Origin of the sequence: Streptomyces sp. SudanB182_2057 (assembly GCF_964272715.1) — a bacterium.
In the GTDB taxonomy this organism is placed as follows: Bacteria; Actinomycetota; Actinomycetes; order Streptomycetales; family Streptomycetaceae; genus Streptomyces; species Streptomyces rubradiris.
In genome coordinates this window covers 6,987,372-6,999,311 of sequence record NZ_OZ186798.1, presented here as the reverse complement: position 1 = coordinate 6,999,311, position 11,940 = coordinate 6,987,372, and the positions used below count along the sequence as shown (strand labels likewise).

Genomic DNA, 11,940 nt, shown 5'->3' with positions numbered 1-11,940 from the left:
GTGGGTGACCGCCGGGCACGGAGCGACCGGCTGCTCGCGCCGAGAGCGACGCGGGCCGCGTGGGGAGGCCGCCGCACATGGCGGCCTGTGGGGCGTCCCGGCGGATCGCCTCTGTCGCCGAGGCTCCCTCGTGGCGCACTCCGGGGAGGCCGCCCGGGCGGGCGGCGCTCAGCCGCTCCAGCGGCGCAGTTCGCGCGTGATGTCGTCGACGCCGGCCGCGCCGTCCTTCACCAGCCGGGCGAGGTCGCGGACCTGCTCGGGGGTGGTGGCGATCTTCTCGCCGCTGGCGACCAGATAGGCGTAGGCGACGGCGGAGGCGAACAGGGCGTTGGCGCGTTCCAGGGCGGGGACGTGGATCAGCAGCTGGAGCAGGGAGGCGGCGCGGGCGTACGGGTCGGCGTACACAGGGACGCCGAATATCTCGGCCTGGTGCCGGGCCACCGCGGCGACCAGGGCGCCCCAGTCGGTGACCTGCGGGTCCCCCGGGGTCTTCTGCTCGGCGAGCATGAGCAGCCAGGCGAGGTCGATACGGAGATCGTTCAAGGAACCCGGCCCGTGCCGTGCGCCTCGGCGGCCTCCTCGGCGAACACGGACTCGTACTGCTTCATGAAGTCGGCGGCGGCTTCCACGAACGTGCGGCCGGTTTCCCCGGCGTCCTGTCTGACCAGCTCTTCGATATAGCGGTTGACGCTCATGCCGCGGGCCAGGGCGCGCTCGCGGGCCACCCGGGCGGTGCCCTCGTCCACGCGCACGTTCAGCTGGGTCTTCGCCATGCCCCGACGCTAGCGCCCGGGCGCTAGCAGCGGCAAGGGCGCACGGTGGCACGAGGGCCGGCCGCCGTGCGCCGGTACGGACGGTGATCGGCTCGGCCGATCAGGGCGGCGTGGACATGATGGAATCGGACCGGCTCAAGTGACCACCGACCGGGGAGATTTCATGTCGCGTCCGTTCCGCTTCGGAGTCAACCTGCTGGACCCCGCGCCCGCCGACGAGTGGCGCGCCAAGTGCCGGCGCGCGGAGGAACTCGGCTACGACGTGATCCTCGTCCCGGACCACCTCGGCATGCCCGCGCCGTTCCCCGCGCTGGTCGCGGCGGCGCAGGCCACCGAGCGGCCGCGGGTCGGCACGTTCGTGCTCAACGCGGGCTTCTGGAACCCGGCGCTGCTGGCCCGCGAGGTGGCGACCGCGGACGCGCTGACCGGCGGCCGGCTCGAACTCGGCCTCGGCACCGGGTACACGCGGGCGGAGCACGAGGCGGCCGGGCTGCCGTACGGTTCGCCGCGCGAGCGGGTGGACCACCTGGAGCGGACGGTCGCGGAACTGGACCGGCTGCTCGGCTCGGACGACCACCGGCCGCGGCCCGCGCAGTCCCGGGTACCGGTGCTGATCGGGGCCAACGGCGACCGGATGCTGCGGCTGACCGCGGAGCACGCGGACATCGCCGCCTTCACCGGGGCCCGGCCGGGCGACACGCCCGGCACCCTGGACCCGCTCACCGCCGAGGAGCTGGACGAGCGGGTGGCCCGCTACCACGCGCAGCCGCGGCACCGGCCGGCGCCCGCCGAGCTGAACCTGCTGATCCAGCTGGTGGCGGTCACCGACGACCCCGAGCCGGTGCTGAAGCCGCTGCTGGAGCGGCAGCCCGGGCTGACCCTGGAGCAGGCGGTGGCCCTGCCCATCGTGCTGGCCGGGCCGCTGGAGGACGTGGTGGCGAAGGTACGGGCGCAGCGGGAACGGTACGGGTTCTCGTACCTGACCGTGCTGGAGCCGTTCATGGAGGCGTTCGCTCCGGTGCTGGCGCGGCTGCGCGAAGAGTCCGCCTGACGAGACCCCGTAGGCCCGTGAGCCGCCTCCGATCATGATGGGGGCATGACCGACCTGCGTATACGTGCCGCCGTCCCCGCCGACCTCGACTCCGTGCTCGCCTTCTGGAAGACGGCCGCCGAGGGGACGAGCATCAGCGACGACCGCGCCGGGGTGGAGCGGCTGGTGGGCCGGGATCCCGGGTCGCTGCTCCTGGCCGAGCGGGGCGGTGAGCTGGTGGGCACGGTGATCGCCGGCTTCGACGGCTGGCGGTGCCATCTGTACCGGCTCGCGGTGCACCCGGAGCGGCGGCGGCAGGGCATCGGTTCGGCGCTGCTGGCCGCCGCCGAGGAGCGGTTCGTACGGCTCGGCGGGCGGCGCGCGGACGCGATGGTGCTGGTCCGCAACGAGACCGCGCACCACGCCTGGGGCGCGGCCGGATACCGGCCCGAGGAGCACTGGCGGCGCTGGGTGAAGCCGCTCACGGACTGAAGAAGGCTTCTTTGCCCATCCTTTACCCTTGAGGGAGCACTCGGCTCTCTATGAAAGGTTGTGAGCGTCCGCCCATGGGCGAGCCTCCCAGTCCGCGACATCGCGCGCACTGCCCCACCCTGTCCGATCCTGGGACGGGGGTGACCCGATGACCGAAGTGCTCCTTCTCCTGGTGGCGATCCTGCTGTCGCTGGCCTGCGGCGCCTTCGTGGCGGCCGAGTTCTCGCTGACCACGGTGGAACGCGGCGAGCTGGAGCGGGCCGCCGCGCGCGGCGAGCGCGGTGCCCCGGGCGCCCTGAAGGCCGTACGGAACCTGACGTTCCAGCTCTCCGGCGCCCAGCTCGGCATCACCGTCACCAACCTGGTGGTCGGCATGCTCGCCGAGCCCTCGATCGCCAAGCTGCTCGCCGGGCCGTTCACGGCGCTGGGGCTGTCCCGGTCCACGGCGGGCTCGATCGCGCTGGTGCTGGGCACGGCCCTGTCGACGGTGGTCCTGATGGTCGTCGGCGAGCTGGTGCCGAAGAACTGGGCGATCTCCTCGCCGCTGGCCATGGCCAAGCGGGTGGGCAACGCCCAGCGCTGGTTCAGCGCGGCCTTCCGGCCCTTCATCACCCACCTGAACAACACGGCCAACCGCTTCGTGCGCCGGCTCGGCGTCGAACCCGCCGAGGAGCTGGCCTCCGCGCGCGGCCCGCAGGAGCTGGCCGCCCTCGCCCGGCACTCCGCCAAGGAGGGCGCGCTGGAGCCGGACACCGCGGAACTGTTCGTGCGCACCCTGAACCTGGCCGACCTCACGGCCGAGAACGTGATGACGCCGCGCGTCCAGGTCGTCGCCCTCGACATGCAGGCCACCTGCGAGGACGTGGCCAACGCCACCCGGGCCACCGGCCTGTCCCGGTTCCCGGTCTACCGGGGCAGCCTGGACTCCGTCGTCGGCACCGCCCACATCAAGGACGTGCTGGCCGTCCCCGCCGACCAGCGGCGCCACCGCACGGTCGCGCAGATCATGCGCGAGCCGCTGCTGGTGCCCGAGTCGCTGACCGTCGACCGGCTGCTGGACCGGCTCGGCGGCCGGCGCACCATGGCCGTCGTCATCGACGAGTACGGCGGCACGGCCGGCGTGGCCACCCTGGAGGACATCGTGGAGGAGGTCGTCGGCGAGGTGCGGGACGAGCACGACCCGCACGAGACCGCCGACCTCGCCCCGGCCGGCGCCGACGAGGCGGGCCGCGCCCTGTACGCGGCGGACGGCGCCGTCCGCACCGACCAGCTCGCGCGCGTGGGACTGCGCGCGCCCGAGGGGCCGTACGAGACACTGGCCGGCCTGGTCGCCACCGAGCTGGGCCGGATACCCGCCGTGGGCGACCGCGTCGAGGTGGCCGGCTGGCGCCTCGACGTCGTGGACGCCTCCGGCCGCCGGGCCGCCCGGCTGCTGCTGCACGCGCCCCTGGACGACGAACGGACCGGCGCGGCCCGGGAGAGCGGCGGGACGGGGCGCGGCACCGCCCGTGACCGGCGTGCCGGGACCGGGCGGCCTGACCGGCGTGCCGGTATCAGGCGGAGGGACCGGACGGGCCGGAGCGACAGGACCGGGCGCAGCGACAGGACCGAGCAGGCCCACGGCGCCGGGCGGGACCACGGGGCCGCACACGCCGACGGGGCCGACGGTGCCGGGGCCGATGGGGTCCGCGGGACACGGGAGGGGACGCGATGACCGTCGTACAGCTACTCATCGGCCTGTCGACGCTCGTCGTCAACGCCTTCTTCGTGGGCGCCGAGTTCGCCCTGATCTCGGTGCGCCGCTCCCAGATCGAGCCGCTGGCCCAGGAGGGCGACCGGCGCGCCCGCGCCGTGCTGTGGGGGCTGGAGCACGTGTCCGCGCTGCTGGCCGCCGCGCAGCTCGGCATCACGCTGTGCACGCTGGTGCTGGGCGTGGTCGCCGAGCCGGCGATCGCGCACCTGCTGGAGCCGGCGTTCCACGCGGTGGGCGTGCCGGCGGGCGCGGGGCACGCCGTGTCCTTCGTGATCGCGCTGACCCTCGCCACCTACCTGCACATGCTGCTCGGCGAGATGGTCCCCAAGAACATCGCGCTGGCCGAACCGGTGCGCAGCGCGCTGCTGCTCGGCCCGCCGCTGGTCGCGCTCTCCCGGGCGCTGCGCCCGGTGATCTTCACGATCAACGCGTTCGCCAACGGGCTGCTGAAGCTGTTGCGGGTCGAGGCCAAGAACGAGGTGTCGGCCACCTTCACGGACGCCGAACTCGCCGAGATCGTCAAGGACGCCGGCCAGGCGGGCCTGATCGACGACCGGGCGCAGGAGCGTCTGCACGACGCCCTGGAGCTGGGCAGCCGGCCGGTGCGGGACGTGATCGTCCCCTTGCGCCGGGTGGTCTACGCGCGTGTCGGCGTCACCCCGGAGCAGGTGGAGCGGCTGTCGGCCGAGTCGGGGTTCTCCCGTTTCCCGGTGGTCGACACCGGGCGCCGGATCGTGGGCTATCTGCACGTGAAGGACGCGCTGGACGCCTCGCCCCGGGACATGCCGTTCCGGCTGCGGGACATGCGGCCCATCGCGCGGGTCCGGGAGAGCACCCCGCTGGACGACGTGCTCACCGCGATGCGCGGCAGCCGCACCCACCTCGCCGCGGTACTCGGCGAGGACGGACGGCTGGCGGGCCTGGTGACCATGGAGGACGTGCTGCGGCAGCTGTTCGGCCAGCCCGCGGCGGGGTGACGCGCGGGGGCGTGCGGGGGCGTGCGCGGGGCCCAGGGGTGACCGACCGGCGGGTATGGCGCCGGGATACCATCGCTGTCGCCATGCACACGAACCCCACCACTCCCCCGTACACCAGCCTGGTCGCCGTCGGCGACTCCTTCACCGAGGGCATGTCGGACCTGCTGCCCGACGGCTCCTACCGGGGCTGGGCGGACGTCCTCGCCGCGCGGATGGCCGCCCGCACGCCCGGGTTCCGCTACGCCAACCTCGCCGTCCGCGGCAAGCTGATCGGGCAGATCGTCGACGAGCAGGTGGAGGTGGCGGCGGCCATGCGGGCCGATGTCGTCACCCTGGTCGGCGGGCTGAACGACACCCTGCGCCCCAAGTGCGACATGGTCCGGGTCCGGGATCTGCTCACCGAGGCCGTGGAGCGGCTGGCGCCCTCCTGTCGGCAACTGGTGCTGATGCGCAGCCCCGGCCGCCAGGGCCCGGTGCTGGAGCGGTTCCGGCCGCGCATGGAGCAGCTGTTCGCCTGCGTGGACGAGCTGGCCGGCAAGCACGGCGCCGTGGTGGTCGACCTGTACGGCGCGCCCGCGCTGGCGGACCCCCGGCTGTGGGACGTGGACCGGCTGCACCTGACGGCGGAGGGGCACCGCCGGGTCGCCGAGGCGGTGTGGCAGACGCTCGGGTACGAGCCGGAGGACGCCGAGTGGCACGTGCCGATGCCGGCGACGGCCGCGCCGGACTGGGTGGCCCGCCGGCTCGCCGACGCACGGTTCGCCCGGCAGCACCTGCTGCCGTGGATAGGCCGCCGGCTCACCGGCCGCTCCTCCGGCGACGGCCGCCCGCCCAAGCGCCCGGAACTGCTGCCCTACGAGGCCCGGGCCTAGCGTCGACGTACTCCGCCGACCGTTGTCGAGATATCGACAAGTCGCCCGTATTCCGGGGCCGGGTGCGCGGGACGGGCCCGCGAAGACCTCCGCAAGAGCCCGTTGACCTGTACTTTCCTACATCCCTGGACGGTACGGAGCCTGTATGGACGGACGGTAAACTCTCGACACGTGACTTCAGCGCCCGCCAAGCCCCGCATCCCGAACGTCCTCGCCGGACGCTACGCCTCCGCCGAGCTCGCCACGCTCTGGTCGCCCGAGCAGAAGGTGAGGCTGGAGCGCCGGCTCTGGCTCGCCGTGCTGCGGGCCCAGAAGGACCTCGGCATCGAGGTGCCGGACGAGGCGATCGCCGACTACGAACGCGTCCTGGACACCGTCGACCTGGCCTCGATCGCCGAGCGCGAGAAGGTCACCCGGCACGACGTGAAGGCGCGGATCGAGGAGTTCAACGACCTCGCCGGGCACGAGCACGTGCACAAGGGCATGACCTCCCGTGACCTCACGGAGAACGTCGAGCAGCTGCAGATCCGGCTGTCGCTGGAGCTGATGCGGGACCGTACGGTGGCCGTGCTGGCACGCCTGGGCAAGCTGGCCGGCGAGTACGCCGAGCTGGTCATGGCGGGCCGCTCGCACAACGTGGCCGCGCAGGCGACCACCCTCGGCAAGCGGTTCGCGACCGCCGCCGACGAGCTGCTCGTCGCCCACGGCCGCGTCGAGGAGCTGCTCGGCCGCTACCCGCTGCGCGGCATCAAGGGCCCGGTGGGCACCGCGCAGGACATGCTGGACCTGCTGGGCGGGGACGCCGCCAAGCTCGCCGAGCTGGAGCAGCGCATCGCGGGCCACCTCGGCTTCTCGCAGGCCTTCACCTCCGTCGGCCAGGTCTACCCGCGCTCGCTGGACTACGAGGTCGTCACCACGCTGGTGCAGCTCGCGGCGGCCCCGTCGTCGCTGGCCAAGACGATCCGGCTGATGGCCGGCCACGAGCTGGTCACCGAGGGCTTCAAGCCGGGCCAGGTCGGCTCCTCGGCGATGCCGCACAAGATGAACACCCGCTCCTGCGAGCGCGTCAACGGCCTGATGGTGATCCTGCGCGGCTACGCCTCGATGACCGGCGAGCTGGCGGGCGACCAGTGGAACGAGGGCGACGTGTCCTGCTCGGTGGTGCGCCGGGTCGCCCTGCCGGACGCCTTCTTCGCCCTGGACGGCCTGCTGGAGACGTTCCTGACGGTGCTCGACGAGTTCGGCGCCTTCCCCGCGGTGATCGCCCGCGAACTGGACCGCTACCTGCCGTTCCTGGCGACCACCAAGGTGCTGATGGGCGCGGTGCGGGCCGGTGTCGGCCGGGAGGTCGCGCACGAGGCGATCAAGGAGAACGCGGTCGCCACCGCGCTGGCGATGCGCGAGCAGGGTGCCGAGCGCAACGACCTGCTCGACAAGCTCGCCGCCGACGAGCGCCTGCCGCTCGACCGCGAGGCGCTGGCCGCGCTGATGGCCGACAAGCTGTCCTTCACCGGCGCCGCCGCCGACCAGGTCGGCGCGGTCGTCGCCCGGATCGAGGAGCTCGTGAAGCGGCACCCGGAGGCGGCCGGCTACACCCCCGGAGCGATCCTCTGACCCGCGCACCCCGCACCCCGCGCTTCACCCAGGCGGAGCTGGAGGCCGCCCGCGACCGTCTCGTCCCGGACGTGGCCGCGGACGGCCTCCGCGTGCTGTTCTGCGGCATCAACCCGGGGCTGATGTCGGCCGCGACCGGTCACCACTTCGCCCGCCCCGGCAACCGCTTCTGGCCGGTGCTGCACCGGTCCGGCTTCACGCCCCGGCTGCTGAAGCCCGCCGAGCAGCACGAATTGCTGACGTACGGGCTCGGCATCACCAACGTCGTGGCCCGGGCGACCGCGCGGGCGGACGAGCTGACCGCCGAGGAGTACGTCGAGGGCGGGCGGCTGCTGGCCGAGAAAGTCACGCGGCTGCGGCCGGGATGGCTGGCCGTCGTCGGCGTGACCGCCTACCGCGCCGCCTTCGCCGACCGCACGGCCAAGGTGGGTCCGCAGGAGCGGACCATCGGCGACACCAGGATCTGGGTCCTGCCCAACCCCAGCGGCCTGAACGCGCACTGGACCCCCGCCGGCATGGCGGAGGAGTTCCGGCGGCTGCGCGAGGCGGCCGGCGTGCCCGGCTGACCCGTCCGGCGCCAGGAAGGCCCCGGGGAGCGCCTTCGCCGCGGCACCGTCCGCAATCGGCCATCGCCCCGGGGCACATCATCGTTCACTGTCGTACGTCTGTACGCGCCTCGATCCACCGGTGTACGGTCTCGGGCCGATGGGTCTTGGGAGCGCTCCCATCGTGCTGTTCCCGCTTCACACGAGGAGGAACGCTTTGAAACGCATTGTGGCCCTGCTGGCGACCTGCGCCACGGCTGTGGGTCTCACGTCACTGCTCAGCCCCCAGCCGGCGGCGGCCGCCGCCGGCTGCAAGGTCGACTACACCGTCACCAGCCAGTGGCAGGGCGGCTTCCAGGCCGGGGTGAAGGTCACCAACCTGGGCGACCCGGTAGCCGGATGGACGCTGAAGTTCAGCCTGCCCGACTCCGGCCAGAAGTTCGTCCAGGGCTGGAACGCCACCTGGTCGCAGTCCGGTTCCACGGTCAGCGCCGCCGGCATCGACTGGAACCGCACCCTGGCCACCGGCGCCTCGACCGACCTGGGATTCGTCGGCTCCTTCACCGGCTCCAACCCCAAGCCCTCCGCCTTCACGCTCAACGGCGTCGCCTGCACCGGCTCCGTCGAAGAGCCCCCGCCCAACCCCGACCCGGGCACCGGCACCCCCGTGGGCGTCAACGGACAGCTGCACGTCTGCGGCGTCAACCTGTGCAACCAGTACAACCGCCCCATCCAGCTGCGCGGCATGAGCACGCACGGCATCCAGTGGTTCAGCAAGTGCTACAACAACGCCGCCCTGGACGCGCTGGCGAAGGACTGGAAGTCGGACCTGCTGCGCATCGCGATGTACGTGCAGGAGAACGGCTACGAGACCGACCCGGCCGGCTTCACCAGCCGCGTGAACAGCCTCGTCGACATGGCCGAGGCCCGGGGCATGTACGCCCTGATCGACTTCCACACCCTGACGCCGGGCGACCCCAACTACAACCTGGACCGCGCCAAGACGTTCTTCGCGTCCGTCGCCGCCCGCAACGCCGCCAAGAAGAACGTGGTCTACGAGATCGCCAACGAGCCCAACGGCGTGAGCTGGACGGCCATCAAGAGCTACGCCGAGCAGGTCATCCCGGTGATCCGGGCCGCCGACCCGGACGCCGTGATCATCGTCGGCACCAGGGGCTGGTCCTCGCTGGGCGTCTCGGACGGCTCCAACGAGACCGAGGTCGTCAACAACCCGGTCAACGCCACCAACATCATGTACGCCTTCCACTTCTACGCCGCGAGCCACAAGGACAACTACCGCGCCACGGTGAGCCGGGCGGCCTCGAAGCTGCCGCTGTTCGTCACCGAGTTCGGCACGGTGAGCGCCACCGGCGGCGGGACGATGGACCGCTCCAGCACCACGGCCTGGCTGGACCTGCTCGACCAGCTGAAGATCAGCTACGCGAACTGGACCTACTCCGACGCCAACGAGAGCAGCGCGGCGTTCAAGCCCGGCACCTGCGACGGCACCGACTACAGCGGCAGCGGTGTGCTGAGCGAGTCCGGGGCGCTGCTCAAGAGCCGCATCAGCACCGCCGACTCCTTCCCCACCAGCTGACCCCGGCGGGGCTCCGGCGGGACCGGAGCCCCGCACCGGCTGCGGCTGCGGCTGCCGCTGCGGCTGCTGGGAGCGCTCCCAATCATCTCGGCCCGGACCCGTCTCACGGCGGGTCCGTCTCCGTCACCACGCCGAGCAGCTGGAAGGGCGACTCCTTGTCCCACTGGGAGACGCCGAGGGCGACCCAGCGGTCCGGCTCCGGTGCCCGCCACAGCAGGACGTCCGGGACGTGACCGCTGAGCCCGGCCCAGGGTTCGGCGATCTCCTCCCCCGCCACGGTCCGCTCGAACACGCTGTACAGGCTGAAGTGCAGGGGACCGCCCCACCGTTCGCCCAGCCGCTCGGCGAGCCCGTCCCGCTCGGCCTCGTACTGCGCCTCCGTCTCCTCCCGTTCGCCGCCGTCGCCCTCCCAGAACTCCTCGCTGGTCCGTAAGGCGGCTATGTGATAGCCGGGCCCGCTCTCGCCGTGCTCCGTCCTGCCGGGCACCGCCGGGAACTCCCGGGCGCACAGCAGCTCGATGAGGGTCAGGCTCTCCGCGATGTCCATGCGGTCCAGTAAAGCGGGCACCACTGACAACTGGTCCTCCGTCAGGCGTCCCCGCGCCGCACCCGCCAGGCGCCCGCCGCGAGGGCCGCCGCCGTCCACAGTGCGGTCACCCCGAGCCCGCTCCACGGGCCGAGGGCGCCGTCCCAGTCGCTGTGCAGGGCCACTTGGCCGGCCCGGTCGGGGAGGAAGTCGGCGAGCGAGCCGGACAGGTCGCCGATGACGAAGGACACGATCAGCAGGAACGGGATCAGCACGGAGAGGGTGGCGACCCCGCTGCGCAGCACGGCCGCCAGCCCGGCGGCGAACAGGGCCATCAGCGTCAGGTGCGCACCGCAGCCGACCGCGCCGCGCACTCCCTCGGCCCAGCCGGGCGCGGACGCGCCCAGGGCCGCCCGGCCCACGAGGAGCGTGACGAACCCGGTGAGCAGCCCGACGGCCAGCGTCGGCAGGGCGATCGCCGTCGCCTTCGCCGCGAACCAGCGCCCCCGGTCGGGCACCGCCGCCAGCGTCAGCCGCAGCGCGCCGCCCCGGAACTCCGAGGAGACGGCCGTCGTCCCGAAGGCGATCGCGGCGATCTGCCCGAAGCTGACGCCGAAGAACACCGAGAACAGCGGGTCCGAGTCGTCGGCGTCGGCCGCCGCGAGCGCGGAGAACGCGGCGGTGGCGACGAGGATCGCGGCGAGGGCGCCCAGTTGGGAGGGCAGGGTCCGGATCTTGATCCACTCGGCGTGGAGGACGGGGACGAACGGCATGGTCAGGCCTCCTGGCGCGGTGCGGTGAACTCTGTCTCGGACGCGGTCAGATCGAGGTACGCCTCTTCCAAGGTGGCCTCCTGGGGGCTGAGTTCCAGCACGGGGACGCCCGCCTCGGACATCAGCCGGCCGAGGTCCTCCGCGCTCGCGTGCCGCACGGCCCAGGCCCCGTCCTCCTCGCGGGAGGCGTCGTGGCCGTGCCGGGCGAGGAGATCGGCCAGGGCGGCGGGATCGGTGGTGCGGATGCGGACACCGGGCCGCACGCGCGCGTGGATGAAGTCCCGGACCGGTGTGTCGGCGAGGAGCCGGCCCCGGCCGAGGATCAGCAGGTGGTCGGCGAACACGGCGGTCTCGCCCATGAGATGGCTGGAGACCAGGACCGTGCGGCCCTCGTCCGCGAGCCGGCGCAGCAGGGTGCGGATCCACACGATGCCCTCGGGATCGAGGCCGTTGGCGGGTTCGTCGAGCAGGACGACCTCGGGGTCGCCGAGCAGGGCGGCGGCGATGCCGAGCCGCTGGCGCATGCCGAGGGAGTACGTCCGCACCCGCCGCCGGGCCACGGCGGCGAGGCCGGTCTCCTCCAGCACGGTGTCGACCCGGCGGGCGGGTATCCGGTTGCTCGCGGCGAGGGCCAGCAGATGGCCGCGGGCGGTGCGCGAGCCGTGCGCGGCGCGGGCGTCGAGCAGGGCGCCCACCCGGCGCAGCGGCTCGCGGAGCCGGGTGTAGGTGTCACCGCCGATGGTGGCGGTGCCGGTGGTGGGCCGGTCGAGGCCGAGGAGGAGGCGGAAGGTCGTGGACTTCCCGGCGCCGTTGGGGCCGAGGAAGCCGGTGACCCGGCCGGGGCGGACGCTGAAGGTGAGCCCGTCCACGGCCCGCCGGCCGCCGTACTCCTTGGTGAGGTCGCGAACGTCGATGCTGGTCATGGCATCAGCCTGGCCGGGCGGGTCGGGTCGGCGCCTCCCCCGCCGGCGGGGACCGTCTCCCCCGT

Annotated in this window: 13 protein-coding genes; 8 read left to right on the top strand and 5 right to left on the bottom strand. The window is 73.2% G+C overall.

The genetic code is table 11. The features are described 5' to 3' along the window. Positions 1-168: 168 nt before the first annotated feature. Complete coding sequence (locus tag ACSURM_RS31130; RefSeq protein ID WP_436959093.1) at positions 169-543, bottom strand: fic family toxin-antitoxin system, toxin component; 375 nt, start codon at positions 541-543, stop codon at positions 169-171. Beyond that, a complete protein-coding gene (locus ACSURM_RS31125) occupies positions 540-773 on the bottom strand; it encodes a toxin-antitoxin system HicB family antitoxin (RefSeq protein ID WP_436959092.1) in 234 nt (77 codons plus the stop codon). Before ACSURM_RS31125 ends, ACSURM_RS31130 begins: the two co-directional genes overlap by 4 nt. 163 nt (positions 774-936) lie before the next feature. On the opposite strand from ACSURM_RS31125, the gene ACSURM_RS31120 reads away from it, so the two are divergent. The 8 genes from ACSURM_RS31120 (at position 937) to ACSURM_RS31085 (ending at position 9,653) form a co-directional block, all read left to right on the top strand. Beyond that, positions 937-1,824, top strand: coding sequence for an LLM class F420-dependent oxidoreductase (locus ACSURM_RS31120; protein ID WP_436959091.1), 888 nt, complete (start codon positions 937-939; stop codon positions 1,822-1,824). 45 nt (positions 1,825-1,869) lie between these two features. Then, positions 1,870-2,295: a GNAT family N-acetyltransferase gene (locus ACSURM_RS31115; RefSeq protein ID WP_436959090.1), complete on the top strand. Its 426-nt coding sequence runs from the start codon at positions 1,870-1,872 to the stop codon at positions 2,293-2,295. Between the two features lie 148 nt (positions 2,296-2,443). Beyond that, a complete protein-coding gene (locus ACSURM_RS31110) occupies positions 2,444-4,009 on the top strand; it encodes a hemolysin family protein (RefSeq protein WP_436959089.1) in 1,566 nt (521 codons plus the stop codon). After that, positions 4,006-5,025 carry a hemolysin family protein gene (locus tag ACSURM_RS31105; RefSeq protein ID WP_436959088.1) on the top strand — a complete coding sequence of 340 codons (1,020 nt, stop codon included), beginning with the start codon at positions 4,006-4,008 and terminating at the stop codon, positions 5,023-5,025. Before ACSURM_RS31110 ends, ACSURM_RS31105 begins: the two co-directional genes overlap by 4 nt. A gap of 83 nt (positions 5,026-5,108) precedes the next feature. After that, on the top strand, positions 5,109-5,897 hold the full coding sequence (locus tag ACSURM_RS31100; protein ID WP_436959087.1) for an SGNH/GDSL hydrolase family protein: 789 nt from the start codon (positions 5,109-5,111) through the stop codon (positions 5,895-5,897). 171 nt (positions 5,898-6,068) lie between these two features. Beyond that, positions 6,069-7,511: an adenylosuccinate lyase gene (purB, locus tag ACSURM_RS31095; protein WP_436959086.1), complete on the top strand. Its 1,443-nt coding sequence runs from the start codon at positions 6,069-6,071 to the stop codon at positions 7,509-7,511. A 71-nt stretch (positions 7,512-7,582) separates the two neighbouring features. Next, the gene (gene mug, locus ACSURM_RS31090; protein ID WP_436959085.1) at positions 7,583-8,077 is read left to right on the top strand and encodes a G/U mismatch-specific DNA glycosylase; all 495 of its coding nucleotides are present in this window, start codon (positions 7,583-7,585) and stop codon (positions 8,075-8,077) included. 196 nt (positions 8,078-8,273) lie between these two features. Further along, positions 8,274-9,653, top strand: coding sequence for a cellulase family glycosylhydrolase (locus ACSURM_RS31085; protein WP_436959084.1), 1,380 nt, complete (start codon positions 8,274-8,276; stop codon positions 9,651-9,653). Positions 9,654-9,756: 103 nt separating this feature from the next. Here the strand turns inward: ACSURM_RS31085 and ACSURM_RS31080 are convergent, their stop codons facing one another. From ACSURM_RS31080 to ACSURM_RS31070, 3 genes are read right to left on the bottom strand one after another with little or no spacing between them, the layout of a single operon-like run. Further along, on the bottom strand, positions 9,757-10,200 hold the full coding sequence (locus ACSURM_RS31080) for a hypothetical protein (RefSeq protein ID WP_436959083.1): 444 nt from the start codon (positions 10,198-10,200) through the stop codon (positions 9,757-9,759). Positions 10,201-10,241: 41 nt separating this feature from the next. Beyond that, positions 10,242-10,952: an ABC transporter permease gene (locus ACSURM_RS31075; protein WP_436959082.1), complete on the bottom strand. Its 711-nt coding sequence runs from the start codon at positions 10,950-10,952 to the stop codon at positions 10,242-10,244. Positions 10,953-10,954: 2 nt separating this feature from the next. Continuing rightward, positions 10,955-11,875, bottom strand: coding sequence for an ATP-binding cassette domain-containing protein (locus tag ACSURM_RS31070; RefSeq protein WP_436959081.1), 921 nt, complete (start codon positions 11,873-11,875; stop codon positions 10,955-10,957). Between the last annotated feature and the right edge of the window lie 65 nt (positions 11,876-11,940).

Excerpts from the sequence above, each read along its gene's own strand:
- ACSURM_RS31100 (WP_436959087.1), top strand. The coding sequence starts at position 5,109 with ATGCACACGAACCCCACCACTCCCCCGTACACCAGCCTGGTCGCCGTC.
- ACSURM_RS31110 (WP_436959089.1), top strand. The coding sequence starts at position 2,444 with ATGACCGAAGTGCTCCTTCTCCTGGTGGCGATCCTGCTGTCGCTGGCC.
- ACSURM_RS31075 (WP_436959082.1), bottom strand. The coding sequence starts at position 10,952 with ATGCCGTTCGTCCCCGTCCTCCACGCCGAGTGGATCAAGATCCGGACC.
- ACSURM_RS31070 (WP_436959081.1), bottom strand. The coding sequence starts at position 11,875 with ATGACCAGCATCGACGTTCGCGACCTCACCAAGGAGTACGGCGGCCGG.
- ACSURM_RS31115 (WP_436959090.1), top strand. The coding sequence starts at position 1,870 with ATGACCGACCTGCGTATACGTGCCGCCGTCCCCGCCGACCTCGACTCC.
- ACSURM_RS31120 (WP_436959091.1), top strand. The coding sequence starts at position 937 with ATGTCGCGTCCGTTCCGCTTCGGAGTCAACCTGCTGGACCCCGCGCCC.
- ACSURM_RS31080 (WP_436959083.1), bottom strand. The coding sequence starts at position 10,200 with ATGGACATCGCGGAGAGCCTGACCCTCATCGAGCTGCTGTGCGCCCGG.
- ACSURM_RS31105 (WP_436959088.1), top strand. The coding sequence starts at position 4,006 with ATGACCGTCGTACAGCTACTCATCGGCCTGTCGACGCTCGTCGTCAAC.
- ACSURM_RS31125 (WP_436959092.1), bottom strand. The coding sequence starts at position 773 with ATGGCGAAGACCCAGCTGAACGTGCGCGTGGACGAGGGCACCGCCCGG.